The sequence below is a fragment of the Mesorhizobium sp. DxT genome (assembly GCF_058448885.1).
The window spans coordinates 1-19,950 of the sequence record NZ_JBZFLJ010000014.1; the positions used below are offsets into that span (position 1 = coordinate 1).

A 19,950-nucleotide genomic window follows, 5' to 3' on the forward strand; every position below is an offset into this window, starting at 1 on the left:
TCAACCGTAGACACAGAAACTGACACCTCCGCCAATCCCTGCCTTCATACAAGACGCCCAACCGAAACGTCAGGCGGCCCAGACTTCGCGCTTACGACCAACGCAATCAAATATGGCGCCCTCTCGGTTCCTGACGGGCGTGTCGCTGTGGAATGGCGGGTCGAACGCGACGAGACCGGGGATATTTTGATTTTTAGCTGGATAGAGAGGGATGGCCCCCCTGTCGTCGAGCCCTCGGGCCGTGGATTTGGGTCTCGGCTTATAAATATGGGTTTGATTGGAACCGGCGGTGTTGAGGCAAGTTACCGTCATTCAGGCCTGATGGTTCTCATGCAGGCAAAGCTGCAGCAGATGCAGCAGACATAGGCGGCATAGGTTTGTCCCAAATTTCAGGCGTCCGAACGATCGTCCTCGTTGTAGAGGACGAGCCGCTTCTTCGCATGGCCGCGGTGGACATGGTGGAAGACGCAGGCTTCGAGGCACTCGAGGCGTGCAACGCTGCCGAAGCAGTCGCGATTTTGGAAGGCCGCACCGACATACATATTGTTTTTACTGACATTGATATGCCGGGAGACATGGATGGCATGAGGCTGGCGGCGATTATCAGAGATCGTTGGCCGCCTATCCATCTTATCGTGACATCCGGACACGTAGCCTCTCGCGACCTTCGCCTGCCTCCCGACGCCGTCTTTTTCGGAAAGCCTTACGACGAACGGCAGGTGACGAAGGAGATGCTCAAAAGGTCCTTGAACAGCGGGGCCGGTCCCATCGGCGCCTGACAAGGGACAGCAAGCGTCGGGTTCCTGAGAGCTCGAATCCGATAGTCGGTCTTGGCCGGTTGCCTACGGGCGATTGCCGCTGCAACTCGATATGAAATCCCGTAATCCGGCAACTTTTAACTCACGTCCGGGTCGTCGCGGAGAGATGACCCACGCCAACTGAAAGGCAAGGCGCTCGTCTTCGTCAGAAGAACGCAGGCGGTCGGATCCAGTCAACACACGACTGTCCTGCGTCGAGCCAACTACGTTCGGTCAATCAACCCACCGCTCTCATCCTGAGGTGCGAGAGCAGCAAGCCTCGACGGACGCACCGCCCCGAAAATTCCTCAAAAACACGCCTTCGTGATGTAACATTTCATCTCGTTCGACCGAAACTATGTTCGTGTGCGCAACGTGACTGGTCATTGAAAAGCGGGCTCCGGCGCGCAGGCCGAAAGCAGGAGATCATGCCCATGGCTTCATATCGTTATCCGAAGGTGGTGGCGTCCGAGATAACGCCGCGGTCCGTCTGGCTCGACCGTCGCCGTTTCCTGGCTGGCGTCGGCACGGCGGCCGCATTGCCGCTCATCGGCGGCGGTGTTGCTCATGCGGCGGCATTGCAGACCACCCCTGGTCCCTTCACCATCGACGAGGAGCCGACCGCCAAGTCGGACGTGACCAGCTACAACAACTTCTACGAGTTCGGTACCGGCAAGGCCGACCCTTCGGCCAATTCCGGCGACTTCCGGCCGGAACCGTGGACGCTTGAGGTCGACGGCCTCGTCGGCAAGCCGCAAAAATTCGATCTCGACAGCCTGCACGCTTTTCCTCTGGAGGATCGCACCTATCGCATGCGCTGCGTAGAAGCCTGGTCGATGGTGATCCCGTGGGTCGGCTTTCCGCTTGCAGCGCTGCTTGACCGCGTCGAGCCGCTGGGCAGCGCGAAATACGTTGCATTTGAAACGGTCGTGCGGCCGGAGGAGATGCCCGGTCAGCGCGGGCTGTTCCAGCCGCTGGAATGGCCTTATGTGGAGGGCCTGCGCCTCGACGAGGCGCGCCATCCGCTCACCATTCTTTCCGTCGGCCTTTATGGCGAGACCCTGCCGAAACAGAACGGCGCGCCGGTCCGCCTCGTCGTGCCGTGGAAATACGGCTTCAAGGGCATCAAGTCGATCGTGCGCATGACGCTTGTGGAAGAGGAACCGGTGACGAGCTGGTCGCGTCTTGCGCCGCAGGAATACGGTTTCTACGCAAACGTAAACCCTGAGGTCGACCATCCCCGCTGGAGCCAGGCGAGCGAGACGCGCGTCGGCGAAGGCGGGTTCTTCAACGCCGCCCGCCGCCCGACGCTGCCCTTCAACGGCTATGCCGATGAGGTTGCCAGCCTCTACGCCGGCATGGATCTCAGGAAGAATTACTGACCATGGCGCAGGTAGAGGCCAGATCGGTGCAAGCCAAACCGGCCCAAGGCCGAACGGCGCAGGCGAAGCCCTGGAACTGGCGGCCCGCCAGCATATGGGCGCTCTACGCTGTGGGTTTCGTGCCTGCTGTCTGGTATTTCTACCTCGGCGCGACGGGGCAGATCGCGGGCAACGCGGTCAAGGAGTTCGAGCATCTGCTGGGCATCTGGGCGCTGCGCTTCCTCATTGCCGCGCTCACCGTCACGCCGCTGCGCGATCTCGCCGGCGTCAACCTGCTACGCTATAGGCGCGCGCTCGGCCTTCTCGCCTTCTGGTATGTGCTCATGCATTTCCTCACCTACATGGTGCTCGACCAGAACCTCAACCTTGGAACGATCCTGGCCGACATCGCCAAACGGCCGTTCATTACCATCGGCATGGCCTGCCTCGTGCTGCTCATACCGCTGGCGGCGACCTCGAATGCGTGGTCGATCCGCAGGCTCGGCCCCAACTGGCAGCGCCTGCACAAGCTCAGCTACCTGATAGTGCTGGGCGGCGCGACCCATTTCGCCATGTCGGTCAAGGTGGTCACGGCCGAGCCCTTCATCTACCTGCTGCTCGCTTTCGTACTAGTCGGCTACCGGGCGCTGCGGCCGCGCGTGATGCGCTGGAAGAAGGCCCAGCGACTCGCGGCGAGTACCCGTTAACCCATTCGGATAAGCGCAATTTAACCGAATTCCTTGGTCGTTGCTCAACATGCCGCTGCTATTGTGACGGTGGGACAAACGATCGGCGGGGGCCGAGATGGATACGGCGAGCTTCGGAGGAATCCGGGCAAGGGGTGGCCGCGACGCGCGGCATCGGGGCAGGGTGGTCAACCTCGTCATCGGCGTGGCGCTGGCTATCGCGTCCTTTGCCTTGCTGACGAGCGTGCCCTGGCGGCAGGCCGCCACCCATCTGGAGGCACGGGCATGGCCGTCGGCCGAGGCCGCCATCGTCTCCGTGACGCTCTTCGAGGATCGGCTGCCGCGCGGCGAAGGCTTCGTTACCGAGCTCGTCCTTTCGGCCGTCTATGAATTCGAAGCCGCTGGCGAACTGCGTGCCGGCCATGCGGCCAGCCTTTCCGATCGTGGCGAACCGGGCGATCGCCGCCTGCGCCGGCTTTATCACCGGCTTGTCTTCGCCAGCGTAACCGGGCGGACGGTGCCGGCCTATTACGATCCCGAAAATCCGGACCAGGCCTATCTGGAAACGTCGTTTGCCTGGCGGCCGACCCTGCTGAAGGGTCTCCTGGGACTGGTGGGCATGATTGCCGGGCTGCTTCTCATCGCTCCGCCCCTGCGATTGCTCGGCCGGCCTGCGCCTCTCTTGTGAATTGCGACCTCCGACCCGCGCAATGTGTTGCCGGGGATGATATGCCTGCCGCATTGCAACACGCGTCGAGGCATGAATGAAGGTCGGTATCGATCTGGGAACGGGCGCGGGCGGCGCGCCGGCATCCGTCGACCTCGAGGAACTGCTCGCCACGCGTCTGCTCGTCCAGGGCAATTCGGGTTCTGGCAAGTCGCACCTGCTGCGCCGGCTGCTGGAGCAGTCGGCTCCCTGGGTGCAGCAATGCGTGATCGACCCCGAGGGCGATTTCGTGACGCTGGCCGACAGGTTCGGCCATGTGGTGGTGGACGCCGCGCGCACCGAGACGGAACTCACGCGCATCGCTGGGCGCATCCGGCAACATCGCGTTTCCGTGGTGCTCAACCTTGAGGGGCTCGACGTCGAGCAGCAGATGCGCGCCGCAGCCGCCTTTCTAGGTGGCATGTTCGACGCGGAGCGCGACCACTGGTATCCGGTGCTTGTTGTGGTGGACGAGGCCCAGCTCTTCGCGCCCGCCGCAGCCGGGGAAGTCTCCGACGAGGCCCGCAAACTGTCTCTGGGCGCGATGACCAACCTGATGTGCCGCGGCCGCAAGCGCGGCCTCGCCGGCGTCATCGCTACCCAGCGCCTCGCCAAGCTTGCCAAGAATGTCGCTGCGGAAGCTTCCAACTTCCTCATGGGGCGTACCTTTCTCGACATCGACATGGCGCGCGCCGCCGACCTGCTCGGCATGGATCGCCGTCAGGCGGAGCAGTTCCGCGACCTCGATCGCGGTCGGTTCGTGGCGCTCGGCCCGGCGATCGCGCGCCGGCCTCTGCCGGTGGCGATCGGTGCGGTCGAGACGTCCGCGCGCTCCGTCAGCCCCAAGCTGATGCCGCTGCCGGAAACGGCGCCGGAGGATGCCGCCGAGCTGATCTTCAAGATGGACCCGATCGAGCTGCGCCAACCGGTTCGTCGACCACCACCACCGCCTCCGCCCACACCCACGGCGGAAATCCTGGCCCAGCTCGCCCGGTCCAAGCCGCAGCCGGCGGCAGCCGATGCGGGGTCGCTTTTCCCCGAGATCGACGAGGCCGAACGAGACGCCGCGCTCGATGCCGTGCTGCGCGAGATCGTGGCCGATGCCGACGCCGCGTTCCGCACGGTCGCTGTGCTCTACCAGGATTTTCTCGTGCGCTGCCGCATCCACAGGGTGCCGGGCCAGCCGCTCGACCTAGCCGCCTTCAAGCGCAGGCTGGCGATTGCACGGGCCGGCGTCGACGAGGCAATGGCCGCCGACGATGCCTGGCAGGAGGCGCTGCGCATGTCGGAAAGCCTGACAGACGACATTCAGGGCGTCTTCCTGATCGTCGCGCAGGCGGCCCTGGCCGGCGCGCCGTGCCCGTCCGACGCGACTCTGGCGCGGGCTTACGGTACGCATTCGCTGTCGCGCGCGCGTCGGCTGCTCACCTATTTCGAGGAGCGGGGCCTGTTGGTGGTTCGCACGGATTTCCATGGTCAGCGCATCGTCGTCTTTCCTGACCTCGGCGCCGAGAGCGCACCGGGCGATCCCAACGCACCGGACGATCTTGCGGAAAGCCGCGACGCGGCCGAGTAATCAGGGGGCGTGGCGGACCGCCTGTGCGGCCCGGCGTCGCCGGCCTTGATGAAGCTGCCATAGCGAATGGGCGAGCAGGGCGGTAATCAGGATTGTCCCGCCGATAAGCGTCTGCGGCGTTGGCGTCTCCAGGAAAATCAACCACACCCAGATCGGCGCCAGAACGGTTTCCAGCAGGTAGAACATCGCGACCTCCGGCCCGGAGATGTATTTCGGCCCGGTGGCGAGCAGGAAAAAGGCGATCGGCATCACCACCGCACCGTTAAGGACGATCCACCACGGCGCCTCGATCCTGTAGCCGACCTGCGCGACCATGACGATGGCGACCAGCAGCGGCAGACTGACCGCGACCAGCGAGGTGAATCCCATGTCTCGCCCGGTTGCCCTCGTGATCGTGATGGCCGAGGCGATGCACAGCGACGAGCACAGCGCCAGCACATTGCCGAAAAGGCTACCAGCGGAGATGCCGTCGCTGACGATGATGGCGACACCCACCAGCATGGCAGCCATGGCCGCCAGCGTCGCGGGACGCGGCCGCTCCTTGAGGAAGAGCCATGAAAGCACCGCCGCGAAGACCGTGTTGAAGGCCAGCAGGAATACGAGATTGGCCGTCGGGATATGGTAGACGGCGCTCAGAAAGCAGATCGAGCCGATGCCGTAGCATGCGGCAACCGCCAGGCCGGCCTTGCCGGGCAAAAGCGCGGGCGCGCGCGGCGAAAGCGCCCGCCAGACCGCCCACACTATGGCGGTGACCACCAGCGTGGTGGCGCAGCGCACCATCAGCACCGACCAGACGTCGCCGTTGGCGAGCTTGATGAGCGGAATGTCGATGGTCAGCGTCAGCCCGCCGATGGCGGTCAGCAGCAGACCCTTGGAATGGTCGGAAATGGGTGCGGACATGGAAACTGGCTCCGGCGGAACGCCGAGGAAGGCAACGGGCGAAAGGCGGAAGAACCGGATACCGTCAGACGGCTTCGTGGTCGTAGCGTTCCCAGCCCTTGGGACCGAGATGCTCCTGCGGTCCGAAGCGTACCTTATAAGCCATCTTGCGGGACCCGTTGACCCAGTAACCGAGATAGACGTGGGGCAGCCCCGCCGCGCGGGCGCGCGCGATGTGATCGAGGATCATGAAGGTGCCGAGCGAGCGATCATCGAACTCGGGATTGAAGAAGGAATAGACCATCGACAGCCCGTCGCCCATGCGATCGGTCAAAGCGACCGCGATGAGCTCGCCTTCGCCCCGGCCGGTGATGAAGGAGTCCGGGCCGCGCCTGCGATATTCGATGATCTTGGTATCGACATGTGTATCCTCGACCATCATCGCATAGTCGAGCACGGTCATGTCTGACATCCCGCCGCGGCGGTGACGCGCATCGAGATAGGTGCGGAAGAGGGAATACTGTTCGGTCGACGGCTCCGCGTCATGCTCCACGCCGATCAAGTCGGCATTGGTGGCCGCAACGCGCTTCATGCTGCGCGACGGCTTGAATTCGTCGACCAGGATGCGAACCGAAACACAGGCCCGGCAGGTTTCGCAGGCGGGGCGATAAGCGATGTTCTGCGAGCGGCGGAAGCCGCCCTGCGTCAGGAGGTCGTTGAGTTCGGCCGCGCGCTCGCCGACGAGATGCGTAAAAACCTTCCGCTCGAACTGTCCTTCGACATAAGGACAGGGCGAAGGCGCTGTCAGGAAGAACTGCGGCGATTGGGTCGGTTGGTGCTTCATGAGCCGTTGCTGCGATTCAGGTTTCTAGGCTTGTCACGCCCGCAGCAAACGTCAACTGTAAAATATTGAATATGACGTAACGCAAACCTTGGAGCACAAGGCGTTCAGCGGTCGTCGCGGGTCACCACCGTGCCGAGCAACAGATCGTGAACCGTGCGCTTGCGGTCCAGGAAGAGTGTCGCGAGCAGGATAAGGGGGGTCAGGATGACGTTGCCGGCCCAGAACAGCACGGTATGGACCACGGCGATCAGGCCGTCGACGGGACGACCGTCGAGACGGTCTAGGCGGATGCCCATCATCTTCATGCCGACGGTTGCCTGGTTGGCGCCGCCCAGCGTGTTCCAAACGTAAAGCAGGGCCACTGCGGGACCGAGTATGGAAAAGAGCATCCATCCCAGCCCCAGCGTGAGGACACCCAGGATCGCGACGAGGATGGCAAACGGGATCAGCAGCAGCGCGATGATGCAATAGTCGATGATGAAAGCGAATATGCGCCGTGTCCTCACACCCTCATAGACACGCGTGTCTTCGAGGCGTGACGAGATGATCTCACCGTCGATAACCCGTGTGTTCATGATGCGCGCTGCTCCTTGTGCTTCGCGGATGATCGTCCGTTGCAGATGGGAATTGTGCTACCGAATTCAAGATGGCAGTGCCCTTCCAGTCGGGTATCCGATGCTGTATATACGGATAGATACAAATGGCTAGACAGAGTGTGCGATGGCCTTTCATATAAGGAATGCTGAGACTGAGGCTTTGGCGCGGCGGCTCGCTGCCCTGAGGAAGGCGGGTTTGACAGAGGTGGTGCACGACGCGCTCCGCCACGAGCTCGATCGCGAACTGGGCAAGCCGTCCCTGGTCGAAAAGGGGCTTGCGTTTACCCGCGCTCTTCGCGCGAAGGGGCGACCCGAGCGCGGCCTTCCGGCCGACAAGGCGTTTATCGACAGCCTCTACGAGAACGACTGATGTTCATCGACGCTTCCGCATTGACCGCGCTCCTCACCGACGAGGACGATGCGCGCGAACTGCTGGCCCGCATGCAGGGGGCGACGACGCGCATCACTTCGCCGATGGCGGTGTGGGAGGCAGCCATCGCTGTCGCTCGCGTGCTCGACTTGAGTGTGAAGGAAGTCGCTTCTGCGCTGGAGGCGTATTTCGAAGAGATGGGAATCGAGGTCGTCGCCGTTCCGCCTTCGACCGCCAGGATTGCGATCGACGCCTATGACCGCTACGGCAAAGGTCGGCATCCAGCACGACTGAACTTCGGCGACTGCTTTGCCTATGCCTGTGCGAGGCATTTCGGCACGCCTTTGATGTTCAAGGGGGCGGATTTTCCGCTGACCGACATCGAGGCGGCCTAGGTACTAGCCCTTCAGCATCTCCGCCACGCGCGGCGCGAAATAGGTCAGGATGCCGTCGCAACCGGCCCGTTTGAAGGCCAGCAGGCTCTCCAGCATCGCCTTTTCGCCGTCGAGCCAACCATTGGCGCTTGCCGCCTCGATCATCGCGTATTCGCCGGACACCTGATAGGCGAAGGTCGGCACCCGGAACTCGTCCTTCAGCCGCCGCACGATGTCGAGATAGGGCAGGCCGGGCTTGACCATGATCATATCGGCGCCCTCGGCGATGTCCTGCTCGGTCTCGCGTACTGCTTCGTCGGAATTGGCGTGGTCCAGATAATAGGTCTTCTTGTCCCCCTTCAGCAGGCCCTGTGTGCCGATAGCCTCGCGATAGGGGCCGTAGAAGGCGGAGGCGAACTTCGTCGCATAGGACATGATCGCCACGTCCTGAAAGCCCGCCGCATCCAGCGCATCGCGGATCGCGCCGACGCGTCCGTCCATCATGTCCGAAGGCGCGATGATGTCCGAGCCGGCAGCCGCCTGAAGCATGGCGGCGGCAGCGACCTGGTCGACGGTCTCGTCGTTGACGATGATGCCGTTATCAAGAATGCCGTCATGGCCATGGCTGGTGAAGGGGTCGAGCGCGGCGTCGGTAATGATGCCGATTTCCGGCACTGCGGCCTTGATCGCCCGTGTGGCGCGGTTGATGAGATTGTCAGGGTTCAGAATCTCGGAGCCGGTGCGGTCGCGCAGCGCGAGATCCACATTGGGAAAGGTGGCGAGCGCCGGAATGCCAAGCTTCGCCGCCCGTTCGGCTTCCTTCACTGCCAGATCGACCGATAGGCGGAACACACCCGGCATGGCTGCGACTTCCTCGCGGCGGTTTTCGCCATCGACCAGGAAGATCGGCCATATCAGGTCGTTCACCGTCAGGTGGTTTTCCTGAACCAGCCTGCGCGACCAATCTGCCTTGCGCATGCGGCGCAGCCTGCGTGATCCGGTGATCTCGTCGACGCTGCGCGATGGCGTCAGGCGGGCAGGGGGCATCTTGTTCATCGCGTCCACTCCAAGTTCGGCCGCCTTCTAGCACGCTGCCTGGAGGCCACCAAGGCGGCAAGGTGCAGCAGGCCGGTTTGAGCGCAAGATCAGGCGCGCCCTCGTATCGCCCGCGCCAGTTCATCGGCGAGGATTTCGTAGACCAGGCGGATCCGACGGCTGGTGCGCAGCTCGCGGTGGGTGACGAGCCAGACCGGAAACCGCGGTGGCTCCATCTGGGGAAACAGATCGACCACGCCTTCGGTGCGCTCGCCAATATCGCGGCTCATGATGCAGATGCCCAATCCCCGCTTGACCATCTCCCAGACAACAACCGAGTTTTCCGACACCATGCGGAAATCGCCCGCCGATGCGCGCACGCCGACACCGCGCATGAATTCGGCGAAGCGTTCGATTTCCTCGTATGCAATCAGGTCCTGAGGCGCGATTTCAGCGATGGATGCCGGGCGTCCATTGCGCGCCAGCCAGGATCGCGAGGCATAGAAATGCGCCGTACTTTCGCAGACGAGCTTGCCGATCAGCCCATCCTCATCGGGCCTTACATGGCGGATCGCGATATCCGCCTCGCGCCGGCGCAGGTCGCTCAACGAATTTTGCGAGACGATCACAATGGTGATCTGGGGCGCTTCGCCGCGAATGCGCTCGACGATGTCGGGTAGGAGATATGCGGCGTAGGCATCGGTCGCCGAGATGTTGACGCGCCCTTCGGTTTCCTGTGCGCTGCCGGAGGCGGCGACGGTCATCGCGGCCGCGGCTTCGCCCATGGTGCGAACGTGACCAAGCAGGCTTTCGCCGGTTGGCGTCAGCACCAGCTTCTTGCCGACACGTTCGAAAAGCGTGACGCCGAGCTCTTCTTCCAGGGCGGCGACCTGGCGCGAAAGCGTCGGTTGCGTCAGCCCGAGCTCGCGGGCGGCGGCGGACAACGAGCCGCTGCCGGCTGTGGCGAGAAAGGCGCGGGCGCGGTTCCAGTCGATCCTGTTCATGCGAAAAAATGTATATCGCTTCTGCAATTCGCAGCAATTTGATAATTCGGCGCATATGCTAGACCGCCCGCACACGGGAGACAGGTCATGTTCAGCATCGTCAACGACGCGCGTTTCTGGGATCGCGCCGCGCGCAAATACGCAGCCGATCCGATCAGCGATATGGCAGGCTACGAACGGACGCTCGAGCGCACCTGCGCCTACCTCAAGAACGACGACGCGGTGCTTGAGGTCGGTTGCGGCACGGGGACGACGGCGCTCAGGCTCGCGTCATCGGTGGCGCGCATCGTCGGCACCGACATTTCGGGCGAGATGATCGCGATCGCGCGCGACAAGGCAGAGAAGGAAGGCATAACCAATGCGTCTTTCGAGGTCGGCACCCCCGACGCTGCGCCCTGGCCGGATGCGAGCTTCGATGTCGTTCTCGGCTTCAATCTACTGCATCTGGTTTCCGCTCGCGCCGCGGCAATCGCAGGTATCCATCGCCTCTTGAGGCCGGGCGGCCATTTCATAACCAAGACGCCGTGTCTCAAGGAGATGAATCCGGTTTTCCGGATCGTCCTGCCGGTCATGCAGATGATCGGCAAGGCGCCCTACGTTTCGTTTCTCTCGGGCGAGGACCTCGATCGCGAGATGCGCGAAGCGGGCTTCGAGATCGTCGAGCGAGGCCGCCATGCCTCGCGGGGCAAAGATGCGCGGCCGTTCCTGGTGGCAAGGCGCCGCTGAGCCGCGCGGCCTTTATGCCCCGATCACCATCGCGGATGTCTTTGCCCAACCGCGCGGCAAAAACTATGCTTAACGAATCGCAACGATCCGGAGCAGTCATCCGCAATGCAGCAGGTTTTTGAACGCGCGCCCCTGCACGCGACCACGCTGGAACTGATCTGGCAGTGGTTCCACAGGATCGTCGCCGTCTACTGCCTGCTGTTCGGGGTTCTCTACTGGGTGCGGCTGGTGGGCATATATGAAGGCGCCAACTGGCGCTTCGATCTGATGCCGGTTCACTGGCAGGTGGTTTCGGTGACGCTTGCGGTCCTGTTTCCGTTTGCCGCGAGCGGCCTCTGGATGCTCGCTTCCTGGGGTTTCGTCATCTGGTTCATCTGCGCGGTGATCGAGACGACGATGTATGCGGGCTTTCCCGATCTTTACGGCTGGCGCATCGAGGTGATCGTGTCCCATGCGCTCGTGGCCCTCATCTATGCCGCCTTCAGATTGGTCTTCTATATCCGCTCGCGCAAACAGGAGGATTAACCATTTTTTAGGCCTCTTTGCAGCTCGGCCCCTGGTAAGCCCTTGTTAAGCCTGCGGTTTAAGTCGAATTTTATAGGCATTCGATAAGGTCGGGCCAAGGTGAGAACAAAAAACAAAATCACCGGGCGTCAAAACGAGAGGCTAGACCATGATGACTTCGCGCCAGGCGGCGAAGCCCGCTGAAAACAACGATCGCTACGACTCGATCCGGTCACTTTATCTTGAATCGCTTCAGCTCGTCGAGCGGCTGCACCGCCGGTTGCTTGATGTGATCAAGGATGAGTTTGACCGTGCCGGTCGCAGCGACATCAATTCCATCCAGGCACTGCTGCTCTTCAATATCGGTTCGGCTGAGCTGACCGCCGGCGAGCTGCGTTCGCGGGGCTACTATCTCGGCTCGAACGTGTCCTACAACCTCAAGAAGCTGGTCGATCTGGGCTTTATCAACCACCAGCGTTCGCGTGTCGACCGCCGCTCGGTGCGGGTGAGCCTGACGCCGAAGGGGCAGGAGGTCGCCGAGGTCGTCGCACGCCTCTATGACCGTCACGTCGGTTCGATCGAGCAGGTCGGTGGCATCAATTCGGAAGAATTCCAGCAGATGAACCGCGCTCTGCAGCGCCTGGACCGCTTCTGGAACGACACAATCGCCTACCGCATGTAGGACCCACTCTCCGTATCGGGCCACCGGGGTCCGACTCTATCCGAACCGCAAGCGGCCAGCCGCTTGCGGTTCGCGGTTTTCGGGGTTCCGCGGCGCTGCGCCGCACCTTGGTCACGATCCTGCCATAAAGGAATGAAACCGAAACGGATAACTTCCGTTAAGGAGTGTGGCAGCCGGGCGGGTTTGGCGATTCTTAACGTTAACCGCTCACTATGCTGGATGAAGTCGCGACTTTTCGCGGCAGACGAGAACAGTGTCGGGAAAATCCATGAAGACATCTCGCCGTATCTTCCTTGCTGGTGCGGGTGCGACAGCAGCCAGCGCATTGTCTGGAAGCGCGTTCGCGCAAAGCGCCATCGATGACATCCTCGCGTCAACCCAGCGCGGCAACTGGGACGACCAGTTCGACGCGCGCGCCACGACGCAGCCGGGCACCGTGGTCTCGACGACGCCGGTGTTCAGCCCGTTCACCGTTGCCTATATCGAGCAGACGCTAGGCCAGTATCGCGACATCGTCTCGCGCGGCGGCTGGCCGATGGTGCCGGACACCAAGGCCCTCAAGGTCGGCGTTGTCGACCCCGACGTGCAGGTGCTGCGCCGCCGCCTTATGATCTCGGGCGACCTGTCCGAGCAGGCGGGCATCTCGTCTTCATTCGACACCTACGTTGACGCCGCGCTCAAGCGCTTCCAGATCCGCCACGGCATTCCCGCCGACGGCGCCACCGGCCGCTTCACTTATGGCGCGATGAACGTTTCCGCGCAGGTGCGGCTCGGCCAGCTCGAGACCAATCTCGTGCGTCTGCGCTCGATGTCCGGTTTCCTCGGCGATCGTTACGTGATGGTGAACATTCCCGCCATTCAGATCGAGGCAGTCGAAGGGGACCGCGTTGTCTCGCGTCATGCCGCCGTGGTCGGCAAGATCGACCGCCAGACGCCGATCCTGAATTCCAAGATCCACGAGATCATCATCAATCCGTACTGGAACGCGCCTGAGTCGATCGTGCGCCGCGACATCATTCCGCTGATGCGCAAGAATCCGCAGTATCTGACCGAAAACAACATCCGCATCCTCGGGCCAAACGGCGAGGTCGATCCGATGAGCATCGACTGGTCGACGGAAGAGGCTGCAAAGCTGCGCTTCCGACAGGATCCGGGCAAGATCAACGCCATGGCTTCGGTGAAGATCAACTTCCCCAACCCGCACGCCGTCTACATGCACGACACGCCGCAGCAGAGCCTGTTCAACCAGCTCGAACGGTTCCACTCGTCGGGCTGCGTGCGCGTCCAGAACGTGCGCGACCTCGTCACCTGGCTGCTTCGTGACACGCCCGGCTGGGACAGGCGCCATATCGAGCAGACGATCCAGAACGATTCGGACGTCCCGGTTGCTCTGACGAATCCGGTGCCAGTGTATTTCACCTATATTTCGGCCTGGGCAAGCGACGGCGGTGTGGCGCATTTCCGCGACGACATATACGGCCGCGACGGGGTGGAGGAGCTTCAGCTCTCCACGCTTTGATTGCCAGAAGCACTGCAAAATTGAAGGCCGCCTCCAGGGCGGCCTTTTCTTTTTTCGGAACGGCGCAAAGCGGCGATCAAAATTCGCGCGCCGAACATGGAAGGCCTGCGGGAAGTGTGTTAATGCGCCGCCATCTCCCGACGAGTAAAGGACTGAGCCATGGCCCTCGACCCCGCAGCAGCGACGGATGCGTCCGCATTCTTTACCGGGACGCTCGAATCGCGCGACCCGGAAATCTTTGGGGCCATCCGCAAGGAGCTCGGTCGCCAGCGTGACGAAATCGAGCTGATCGCCTCGGAGAACATCGTCTCCCGCGCCGTTCTCGAGGCGCAGGGCTCGATCATGACCAACAAATATGCGGAAGGGTATCCGGGCAAGCGCTATTATGGCGGCTGCCAGTTCGTGGACATTGCCGAGGAACTGGCCATTGAGCGCGCCAAGAAGCTGTTTTCCTGCAACTTCGCCAATGTGCAGCCGAATTCGGGTTCGCAGATGAACCAGGCGGTGTTCCTGGCGCTGCTGCAGCCGGGCGACACCTTCATGGGGCTGGACCTCAACTCGGGCGGCCACCTGACGCACGGATCGCCGGTCAACATGTCCGGCAAGTGGTTCAACGTCGTCTCTTACGGCGTGCGCGAGGACGACCACCTGCTCGATATGGACGCCATCGAAAAGCAGGCGCACGAGACGAAGCCGAAGCTGATCCTCGCCGGCGGCACCGCCTATTCGCGCATTTGGGACTGGAAACGCTTCCGCGAGATCGCAGACAGCGTCGGCGCCTGGCTGATGGTCGACATGGCCCATATTGCCGGCCTCGTTGCCGGCGGCGTGCACCCGTCGCCGATCCCGCACGCGCATGTCGTGACCACCACCACGCACAAGTCGCTGCGCGGCCCGCGCGGCGGCATGATCCTCACCAATGACGAGGATATCGCCAAGAAGATCAACTCGGCCGTCTTCCCCGGCCTCCAGGGAGGGCCGCTGATGCACGTCATCGCCGCCAAGGCGGTCGCCTTCCGCGAGGCTCTGCAGCCGGAATTCCGCGCCTATGCGCAGAATGTCGTGACCAACGCCAAGGCGCTTGCCGCAAGCCTGCAGGAAACCGGGCTCGACATCGTTTCGGGCGGCACCGACAACCATTTGATGCTGGTCGACCTGAGGCCGAAGAACGCGACCGGCAAACGCGCCGAGGCAGCACTCGGCCGTGCCCACGTCACCTGCAACAAGAACGGCATCCCGTTCGACCCCGAAAAGCCGTTCGTCACCTCGGGCGTGCGCCTCGGCACCCCGGCCGGCACCACACGCGGTTTCGGCGCGGCCGAGTTCCGCGAGATCGGCAAGCTGATCGCCGAGGTGCTGGATGGGCTCAAGGTCGCAAACTCGGACGAGGGCAACGCCTCGGTCGAGGCCGCGGTGCGCAAGAAGGTGGAAGCACTGTGCGAACGCTTCCCGCTCTACCCCTATCTGGGGTAAGCAGTCCGGCGAGACAGATTCGCCGGATCGATAAGCTATGCGCTGCCCCTACTGCCAGTCCGAAGATACGCAGGTGAAGGATTCCCGCCCCGCCGAAGACGGGGCGGCGATCCGCCGCCGCCGCGTCTGCCCGGATTGCGGCGGACGCTTCACCACCTTCGAGCGGGTGCAGTTGCGCGATCTCGTGGTGCTGAAGAAATCGGGCCGCAAGGTTCCGTTCGATCGCGACAAGCTGCTACGCTCCGTCGAGATCGCCGTGCGCAAGCGCAATGTCGACCCGGAGCGCATCGATCGGGCCGTTAGCGGCATCGTCCGCCAGCTCGAAAGTTCCGGCGAGAGCGAGATTGTGTCCGGCGAGATCGGCCGCCTTGTCATGGAGGCCTTAAAGTCGATAGACGACGTTGCCTATGTGCGCTTCGCATCGGTCTACCGCAATTTCCGCGAGGCCAAGGATTTTCACGACGTGCTCGGCGAATTGCGGGGCGACGAAGACGAGGAGTAGGCGGCGATGGCGGCACAGGACGCTGCCCGGCAGGCGGAGGCTGACCGCCGCTTCATGGCCGCCGCCATCCGGCTTTCGCGCAGGCATCTTGGCCTGACGGCCACAAATCCTTCCGTGGCAACTCTGATCGTGCGCGACGGCGTGATCGTCGGGCGCGGTGTGACGGCCATCGGCGGCCGGCCGCATGCCGAGACGCAGGCGCTGGCCGAAGCGGGCGAGCGTGCGCGGGGCGCCACCGCCTACGTCACCCTCGAACCCTGCGCCCATCATGGCCGCACGCCGCCTTGCGCCGACGCGCTGGTTACCGCCGGCGTGGCGCGGGTGGTGGGTGCGGCAAGTGACCCGGACGAACGCGTGTCGGGAAAGGGATATGCGATCCTGCGTGCCGGCGGAATCGAGGTTACGGAAGGCGTGCTTGCCGAAGCCGCCATCGATATGCTGGCCGGCTACCTGACTCGATCCCTGAAAAAACGGCCGGAAGTGATTCTCAAGCTTGCGGTTTCGGCCGACGGCATGATCGGTCGGCGCGGCGAAGGCCAGGTCGCAATTACCAGCGCGCAGGCGAGGCTTCAGGTGCATGTGATGCGCGCGGAATGCGACGCGATCCTGATCGGGGTCGGCACTGCCGTTGACGACGACCCAGAGCTGACATGCCGGCTTCCGGGGTTGGAAACGCGCTCCCCGACGCGCATCGTGCTCGACCGGAGCCTGCGGCTGTCGCCTTCTTCAAAGCTTGCCCAAAGCGCACGCGACGTGCCGGTGCTTCTGGCCGCAGGCGGCGACGCGGATGCGGGCCGCCGTGCCGCGCTGGCTGCGCAGGGTGTCGGCTTCCTCGCAGTCGAGATCGACGAGACCGGACGGATCGCGCTGCCCGAACTGCTTGAAGACCTTGCCGCGCAGGGCACGATGACGGTGATGGTCGAAGGCGGCGCGGAAACGGCCGCTCATTTCCTCGACGAGGGTCTCGTCGACCGCATAGCACTCTATGTCGGGCCGGGCACGGTGGGAGAGGGCGGCGTCGCGTCGCCGCTCGATCCGTCCGACCCGCCGGAAGGTTTCCGTCTCGTGCGGGAAGCCACCTTCGGAAACGACCTCTATCGCGAATATGTAAGGACACGCTGATGTTTACCGGGATTGTCACCGGTGTGGGCCGCGTCGCATCCGTCTCGCCGCTGCCGGAAGGGATTCGGCTGCGGATCGAGACGGCCTACGACCCCGAAACGATCGCGATCGGGGCCTCGATCGCCTGTGCCGGCGTCTGCCTGACGGTCGTCGCGCTTCCCGAGCAGGGCTCGAACCAGCGCTGGTTCGAGGTCGAGGCCTGGGAGGAGGCGCTGCGCCTGACGACGGCGGCGAGCTGGGGCGAGGGCACCGCGATCAACCTCGAACGCGCGCTTAAGATCGGCGACGAACTGGGTGGCCACATCGTGTCCGGCCATGTCGACGGCACGGCCGAGATCGTCGAGCGCAAGGAGGAGGGCGACGCAGTGCGCTTCACCATCGAGGCGCCGAAGGGACTGGCCCGCTTCATCGCGCCTAAGGGATCGGTGGCGCTGGACGGCACTTCGCTGACGGTCAATCGCGTCGAAGGCAGGCGTTTCGACGTGCTCCTGATCCACCACTCGCTTTCCGTGACGACATGGGGCGAACGCCAGCCCGGCGACCGCGTCAACCTCGAAGTCGACACCATGGCCCGTTATGCCGCGCGACTGAGCGAGGCTGCTGCGGAGGGGTTGTAGCTCCATTTTGCCAGCCTTGCGTCCCGCGCAGGGCCGCTACCCGCAACGAACCGCTTGCTAAGGTGTCGGCTTCGGCCTAAGTCACCGGCGACTTCGGAGACGACCATGGCAAGCAAAAAACAACTCAAACTTCTCATCGTCGAGGCGCGTTTCTACGACGACCTTTCCGATGCGCTGCTTGCTGGCGCCAAGGCCGCGCTGGATGCCGCCGGCGCGCGTTACGACGTGGTGACCGTGCCTGGCGCGCTTGAAGTGCCGGCCGCGATCTCGTTTGCGCTCGACGGCGGCGAGGCCGACGGGGCGGAGTATGACGGCTTCGTCGCGCTCGGCTGCGTGATCCGTGGCGAGACCTATCATTTCGACATCGTGGCCAACGAGTCCTGCCGTGCGCTGATGGACCTCGCCGTCGATGAATCGGCTGCGATCGGCAACGGCATCCTGACCGTGGAGAACGAGGCGCAGGCCTGGGCGCGCGCCAAGATCGACGAGGGCGACAAGGGCGGTTTCGCCGCGCGCGCCGCGCTCACCATGATCGAACTGCGCGACCGTCTGGGAGCGTGATCGTGTCGGAGAAATCCCCAGCGGGCAAAGCGGCAGGACCGCGCCAGGCCAACAAGCGTGGCGCTGCGCGCCTTGCCGCCGTGCAGGCACTCTACCAGATGGATGTCGCCGGCAGCGGCATTCTGGAGATCACCGCGGAATATGAGCAGTTCCGCCTCGGCAAGGAGGTGGACGGCGCGCAATATCGCGAGGCTGACGCGCAGTGGTTCCGCGCAATCCTTTCGGGCGTGGTTGAGAACCAGAAGAACGTCGACCCGATCATTCGTCAGGCACTGACGGACGACTGGCCTCTCTCGCGGCTCGATTCGACGCTACGCGCGATCCTGCGCGCCGGCGTCTACGAGCTGATGCAGCGCAGCGACGTGCCTGTCGCCGTGATCGTTTCCGAATATGTCGACATCGCCAAGGCGTTCTACGAGGACGACGAGCCCAAGTTGGTGAACGCCGTGCTCGATCGCGTATCGCGGCGTGTGCGCGGCGAAGGCAAGGGCAGGGATCCCGCATGAGCATGCCCGGCGAATCGCAGGCGCGGCGCACGGCGATCGTCCTCGCTGCCTCGCAGGCGATCGTCGGTTCCGCAGCGCCCATCTCCTTCTCCGTCGGCGGGCTCGCCGGCTACTATCTGCTCGATGCCGACAAGTCGCTGGCGACCATTCCCGTCACCGCGTTCACGGTTGGCGTGGCCGTGGGCGCGATTCCTGCAGCAGGCATCATCAAGAAGGTTGGCCAGCGCGCCGGCTTCATGACCGGCACCGGCATCACCGCCGCGGGCGGGGCCGTGGCGACGCTCGGGCTTTTTCAGGCCTCGTTCCTGCTGTTCAGCTTCGGCTTGCTTGTGCTCGGCTTCGGCGGCGCCTTCGTGCAGCAGTTCCGCTTTGCCGCTGCCGACAACGCACCGCCGGCCTTCAAGGCGAGGGCGATCTCGTTCGTGCTCGCAGGGGGCATCATCACGGCCATACTGGGACCGCAGGTGGTGATCTTCACGCGCGAAATGCTCGCTCCAGTGATGTTTGCAGGCTCGTTTGCCGCCATCATTGGCTTGGCGGCAGTCGGCGCGATGATCCTCGCTTTCCTGCCGGCGCGCCAGGCCGGCTCGTCGCACGTATCCGGCGCGGAAGAAACCGCCCGGCCGCTCGGCGAGATTCTCCGCCAGCCGCTCTTCGCCATCGGCCTGCTCTGTGCCGTCGGCTCCTACGCGCTCATGAGCTTCGTGATGACCGGCGCGCCGCTCGCCATGGTCGGCTGCGGTTTCTCGCCCGACGAAGCCGCGCTCGGCATCTCGTGGCACGTGATGGCGATGTTCGGACCGAGCTTCATCACCGGCAGGCTGATCTCACGCTTCGGCCGCGAGACCATGGTGGGCGTCGGCCTTCTGCTTCTGGTCGGCTGCGCGCTGGTCGGCTTGTCCGGCATCGATTTGTGGCAGTTCTGGACGGCGCTGATCCTGCTCGGCCTCGGCTGGAACTTCGCTTTTATCGGCGCGACCGCGATGGTGGCAGATGCCTATCGTCCCTCGGAGAAGGGTAAGGTACAGGGCTTCCACGATTTCGTGCTGTTCGGCTCGGTCGCGCTCGCCTCGTTCCTCTCCGGTGTGGTCTACAACGAATGGGGCTGGGACATGCTCAACTGGGTGATCTTCCCGGTTGTGGTGCTGTGCCTTGCAGGCCTGGGAGCGCTGGTCGTGCTTCGTCGCAACACGGCCGTCGTATCCTCCTGATCATCTGCGCCCGAAGGCGGGATGGTCGATCGTGAGCTCCAGCCGAAGCGTTTCGCCGTCGATCTTCCAGCGGCGCTGCGCCACGGCGAACTCGTGGACGCATCCTCCGGTCTTTAGCGACAGGATGTCGCCAACCGCCGCCATTGGTCCCGGATTGGCTGCTTCTAATACCTCCGTCAGCGCATGGTGCCTGGCATAACGTTCAGCCGACGCTGTCAGCCGGATACCCACATGCATGTCGCCGCCCGCGATACCGCTTCGCGGATTTGTGGGAGTATGTTTGCGGGAATCAGATGGAG

24 protein-coding genes and 1 pseudogene are annotated in these 19,950 nt (G+C 63.5%); 19 read left to right on the forward strand and 6 right to left on the reverse strand.

The annotated features are described in order from the left end of the window. The 6 genes and pseudogenes from ACVJNE_RS21605 to ACVJNE_RS21630 all read left to right on the forward strand — a co-directional run. Positions 1-366: pseudogene (locus ACVJNE_RS21605) on the forward strand (hypothetical protein); the annotation flags it as partial. A gap of 5 nt (positions 367-371) precedes the next feature. Then, positions 372-779 (forward strand): response regulator, encoded by a 408-nt coding sequence (locus ACVJNE_RS21610; protein ID WP_499568945.1) that lies wholly within the window; start codon positions 372-374, stop codon positions 777-779. Positions 780-1,231: 452 nt separating this feature from the next. After that, positions 1,232-2,179, forward strand: a complete 948-nt coding sequence (msrP, locus tag ACVJNE_RS21615; protein ID WP_499568855.1) for a protein-methionine-sulfoxide reductase catalytic subunit MsrP — start codon at positions 1,232-1,234, stop codon at positions 2,177-2,179. Positions 2,180-2,181: 2 nt separating this feature from the next. Then, positions 2,182-2,865, forward strand: a complete 684-nt coding sequence (gene msrQ, locus ACVJNE_RS21620; RefSeq protein ID WP_499568856.1) for a protein-methionine-sulfoxide reductase heme-binding subunit MsrQ — start codon at positions 2,182-2,184, stop codon at positions 2,863-2,865. Between the two features lie 97 nt (positions 2,866-2,962). Beyond that, positions 2,963-3,532 carry a DUF3592 domain-containing protein gene (locus ACVJNE_RS21625; RefSeq protein ID WP_499568857.1) on the forward strand — a complete coding sequence of 190 codons (570 nt, stop codon included), beginning with the start codon at positions 2,963-2,965 and terminating at the stop codon, positions 3,530-3,532. A 76-nt stretch (positions 3,533-3,608) separates the two neighbouring features. Continuing rightward, positions 3,609-5,126 (forward strand): helicase HerA domain-containing protein, encoded by a 1,518-nt coding sequence (locus ACVJNE_RS21630; protein WP_499568858.1) that lies wholly within the window; start codon positions 3,609-3,611, stop codon positions 5,124-5,126. Here the strand turns inward: ACVJNE_RS21630 and ACVJNE_RS21635 are convergent, their stop codons facing one another. From ACVJNE_RS21635 to ACVJNE_RS21645, 3 genes are all read right to left on the reverse strand, one after another. After that, a complete protein-coding gene (locus tag ACVJNE_RS21635; RefSeq protein WP_499568859.1) occupies positions 5,127-6,026 on the reverse strand; it encodes a DMT family transporter in 900 nt (299 codons plus the stop codon). Positions 6,027-6,090: 64 nt separating this feature from the next. After that, complete coding sequence (locus ACVJNE_RS21640) at positions 6,091-6,849, reverse strand: arginyltransferase (RefSeq protein WP_499568860.1); 759 nt, start codon at positions 6,847-6,849, stop codon at positions 6,091-6,093. Between the two features lie 104 nt (positions 6,850-6,953). Then, positions 6,954-7,424, reverse strand: a complete 471-nt coding sequence (locus tag ACVJNE_RS21645) for an RDD family protein (RefSeq protein ID WP_499568861.1) — start codon at positions 7,422-7,424, stop codon at positions 6,954-6,956. A 145-nt stretch (positions 7,425-7,569) separates the two neighbouring features. Between ACVJNE_RS21645 and ACVJNE_RS21650 the strand changes: the two genes are divergently transcribed. Both ACVJNE_RS21650 and ACVJNE_RS21655 read left to right on the forward strand, forming a co-directional pair. After that, positions 7,570-7,815 (forward strand): type II toxin-antitoxin system VapB family antitoxin, encoded by a 246-nt coding sequence (locus ACVJNE_RS21650; protein WP_421929683.1) that lies wholly within the window; start codon positions 7,570-7,572, stop codon positions 7,813-7,815. Continuing rightward, positions 7,815-8,210: a type II toxin-antitoxin system VapC family toxin gene (locus ACVJNE_RS21655; RefSeq protein ID WP_499568862.1), complete on the forward strand. Its 396-nt coding sequence runs from the start codon at positions 7,815-7,817 to the stop codon at positions 8,208-8,210. Before ACVJNE_RS21650 ends, ACVJNE_RS21655 begins: the two co-directional genes overlap by 1 nt. A gap of 3 nt (positions 8,211-8,213) precedes the next feature. Here the strand turns inward: ACVJNE_RS21655 and hemB are convergent, their stop codons facing one another. After that, positions 8,214-9,245, reverse strand: a complete 1,032-nt coding sequence (hemB, locus tag ACVJNE_RS21660) for a porphobilinogen synthase (protein WP_499568863.1) — start codon at positions 9,243-9,245, stop codon at positions 8,214-8,216. Positions 9,246-9,334: 89 nt separating this feature from the next. Then, positions 9,335-10,228: a LysR family transcriptional regulator gene (locus ACVJNE_RS21665; protein WP_499568864.1), complete on the reverse strand. Its 894-nt coding sequence runs from the start codon at positions 10,226-10,228 to the stop codon at positions 9,335-9,337. 87 nt (positions 10,229-10,315) lie between these two features. Between ACVJNE_RS21665 and ACVJNE_RS21670 the strand changes: the two genes are divergently transcribed. The 11 genes from ACVJNE_RS21670 (at position 10,316) to ACVJNE_RS21720 (ending at position 19,651) form a co-directional block, all read left to right on the forward strand. Further along, a complete protein-coding gene (locus tag ACVJNE_RS21670) occupies positions 10,316-10,954 on the forward strand; it encodes a class I SAM-dependent methyltransferase (RefSeq protein WP_499568865.1) in 639 nt (212 codons plus the stop codon). Positions 10,955-11,059: 105 nt separating this feature from the next. Then, positions 11,060-11,479 carry a DUF6163 family protein gene (locus ACVJNE_RS21675; RefSeq protein WP_173190758.1) on the forward strand — a complete coding sequence of 140 codons (420 nt, stop codon included), beginning with the start codon at positions 11,060-11,062 and terminating at the stop codon, positions 11,477-11,479. Positions 11,480-11,627: 148 nt separating this feature from the next. Beyond that, a complete protein-coding gene (gene ldtR / locus ACVJNE_RS21680) occupies positions 11,628-12,140 on the forward strand; it encodes a transcriptional regulator LdtR (RefSeq protein WP_173190760.1) in 513 nt (170 codons plus the stop codon). Positions 12,141-12,408: 268 nt separating this feature from the next. Beyond that, positions 12,409-13,659: a L,D-transpeptidase family protein gene (locus ACVJNE_RS21685; RefSeq protein WP_173190762.1), complete on the forward strand. Its 1,251-nt coding sequence runs from the start codon at positions 12,409-12,411 to the stop codon at positions 13,657-13,659. 159 nt (positions 13,660-13,818) lie between these two features. Continuing rightward, complete coding sequence (gene glyA, locus ACVJNE_RS21690; protein WP_499568866.1) at positions 13,819-15,132, forward strand: serine hydroxymethyltransferase; 1,314 nt, start codon at positions 13,819-13,821, stop codon at positions 15,130-15,132. A gap of 37 nt (positions 15,133-15,169) precedes the next feature. After that, on the forward strand, positions 15,170-15,634 hold the full coding sequence (gene nrdR / locus ACVJNE_RS21695) for a transcriptional regulator NrdR (RefSeq protein WP_499568867.1): 465 nt from the start codon (positions 15,170-15,172) through the stop codon (positions 15,632-15,634). Between the two features lie 6 nt (positions 15,635-15,640). After that, positions 15,641-16,756, forward strand: coding sequence for a bifunctional diaminohydroxyphosphoribosylaminopyrimidine deaminase/5-amino-6-(5-phosphoribosylamino)uracil reductase RibD (gene ribD / locus ACVJNE_RS21700; protein ID WP_499568868.1), 1,116 nt, complete (start codon positions 15,641-15,643; stop codon positions 16,754-16,756). Beyond that, positions 16,756-17,373, forward strand: coding sequence for a riboflavin synthase (locus tag ACVJNE_RS21705; protein WP_499568869.1), 618 nt, complete (start codon positions 16,756-16,758; stop codon positions 17,371-17,373). The genes ribD and ACVJNE_RS21705 overlap by 1 nt, the downstream gene beginning before the upstream one ends. Before the next feature lie 105 nt (positions 17,374-17,478). Continuing rightward, positions 17,479-17,934, forward strand: a complete 456-nt coding sequence (locus ACVJNE_RS21710; RefSeq protein WP_499568870.1) for a 6,7-dimethyl-8-ribityllumazine synthase — start codon at positions 17,479-17,481, stop codon at positions 17,932-17,934. Between the two features lie 2 nt (positions 17,935-17,936). Continuing rightward, positions 17,937-18,440 (forward strand): transcription antitermination factor NusB, encoded by a 504-nt coding sequence (nusB, locus tag ACVJNE_RS21715; RefSeq protein ID WP_444725415.1) that lies wholly within the window; start codon positions 17,937-17,939, stop codon positions 18,438-18,440. Then, a complete protein-coding gene (locus tag ACVJNE_RS21720; RefSeq protein ID WP_499568871.1) occupies positions 18,437-19,651 on the forward strand; it encodes an MFS transporter in 1,215 nt (404 codons plus the stop codon). The genes nusB and ACVJNE_RS21720 overlap by 4 nt, the downstream gene beginning before the upstream one ends. On the opposite strand, the gene ACVJNE_RS21725 is transcribed toward ACVJNE_RS21720, so the two are convergent. Continuing rightward, positions 19,652-19,888, reverse strand: coding sequence for a hypothetical protein (locus ACVJNE_RS21725; RefSeq protein ID WP_499568872.1), 237 nt, complete (start codon positions 19,886-19,888; stop codon positions 19,652-19,654). Positions 19,889-19,950: the final 62 nt, after the last annotated feature.

Bases quoted from the DNA above. Each gene is read 5' to 3' on its own strand.
- msrP (WP_499568855.1), top strand. From the start codon at position 1,232: ATGGCTTCATATCGTTATCCGAAGGTGGTGGCGTCCGAGATAACGCCG.
- msrQ (WP_499568856.1), top strand. From the start codon at position 2,182: ATGGCGCAGGTAGAGGCCAGATCGGTGCAAGCCAAACCGGCCCAAGGC.
- ACVJNE_RS21625 (WP_499568857.1), top strand. From the start codon at position 2,963: ATGGATACGGCGAGCTTCGGAGGAATCCGGGCAAGGGGTGGCCGCGAC.
- ACVJNE_RS21630 (WP_499568858.1), top strand. From the start codon at position 3,609: ATGAAGGTCGGTATCGATCTGGGAACGGGCGCGGGCGGCGCGCCGGCA.
- ACVJNE_RS21635 (WP_499568859.1), bottom strand. From the start codon at position 6,026: ATGTCCGCACCCATTTCCGACCATTCCAAGGGTCTGCTGCTGACCGCC.
- ACVJNE_RS21640 (WP_499568860.1), bottom strand. From the start codon at position 6,849: ATGAAGCACCAACCGACCCAATCGCCGCAGTTCTTCCTGACAGCGCCT.
- ACVJNE_RS21645 (WP_499568861.1), bottom strand. From the start codon at position 7,424: ATGAACACACGGGTTATCGACGGTGAGATCATCTCGTCACGCCTCGAA.
- ACVJNE_RS21650 (WP_421929683.1), top strand. From the start codon at position 7,570: ATGGCCTTTCATATAAGGAATGCTGAGACTGAGGCTTTGGCGCGGCGG.
- ACVJNE_RS21655 (WP_499568862.1), top strand. From the start codon at position 7,815: ATGTTCATCGACGCTTCCGCATTGACCGCGCTCCTCACCGACGAGGAC.
- hemB (WP_499568863.1), bottom strand. From the start codon at position 9,245: ATGAACAAGATGCCCCCTGCCCGCCTGACGCCATCGCGCAGCGTCGAC.
- ACVJNE_RS21665 (WP_499568864.1), bottom strand. From the start codon at position 10,228: ATGAACAGGATCGACTGGAACCGCGCCCGCGCCTTTCTCGCCACAGCC.
- ACVJNE_RS21670 (WP_499568865.1), top strand. From the start codon at position 10,316: ATGTTCAGCATCGTCAACGACGCGCGTTTCTGGGATCGCGCCGCGCGC.
- ACVJNE_RS21675 (WP_173190758.1), top strand. From the start codon at position 11,060: ATGCAGCAGGTTTTTGAACGCGCGCCCCTGCACGCGACCACGCTGGAA.
- ldtR (WP_173190760.1), top strand. From the start codon at position 11,628: ATGATGACTTCGCGCCAGGCGGCGAAGCCCGCTGAAAACAACGATCGC.
- ACVJNE_RS21685 (WP_173190762.1), top strand. From the start codon at position 12,409: ATGAAGACATCTCGCCGTATCTTCCTTGCTGGTGCGGGTGCGACAGCA.
- glyA (WP_499568866.1), top strand. From the start codon at position 13,819: ATGGCCCTCGACCCCGCAGCAGCGACGGATGCGTCCGCATTCTTTACC.
- nrdR (WP_499568867.1), top strand. From the start codon at position 15,170: ATGCGCTGCCCCTACTGCCAGTCCGAAGATACGCAGGTGAAGGATTCC.
- ribD (WP_499568868.1), top strand. From the start codon at position 15,641: ATGGCGGCACAGGACGCTGCCCGGCAGGCGGAGGCTGACCGCCGCTTC.
- ACVJNE_RS21705 (WP_499568869.1), top strand. From the start codon at position 16,756: ATGTTTACCGGGATTGTCACCGGTGTGGGCCGCGTCGCATCCGTCTCG.
- ACVJNE_RS21710 (WP_499568870.1), top strand. From the start codon at position 17,479: ATGGCAAGCAAAAAACAACTCAAACTTCTCATCGTCGAGGCGCGTTTC.
- ACVJNE_RS21720 (WP_499568871.1), top strand. From the start codon at position 18,437: ATGAGCATGCCCGGCGAATCGCAGGCGCGGCGCACGGCGATCGTCCTC.
- ACVJNE_RS21725 (WP_499568872.1), bottom strand. From the start codon at position 19,888: ATGCATGTGGGTATCCGGCTGACAGCGTCGGCTGAACGTTATGCCAGG.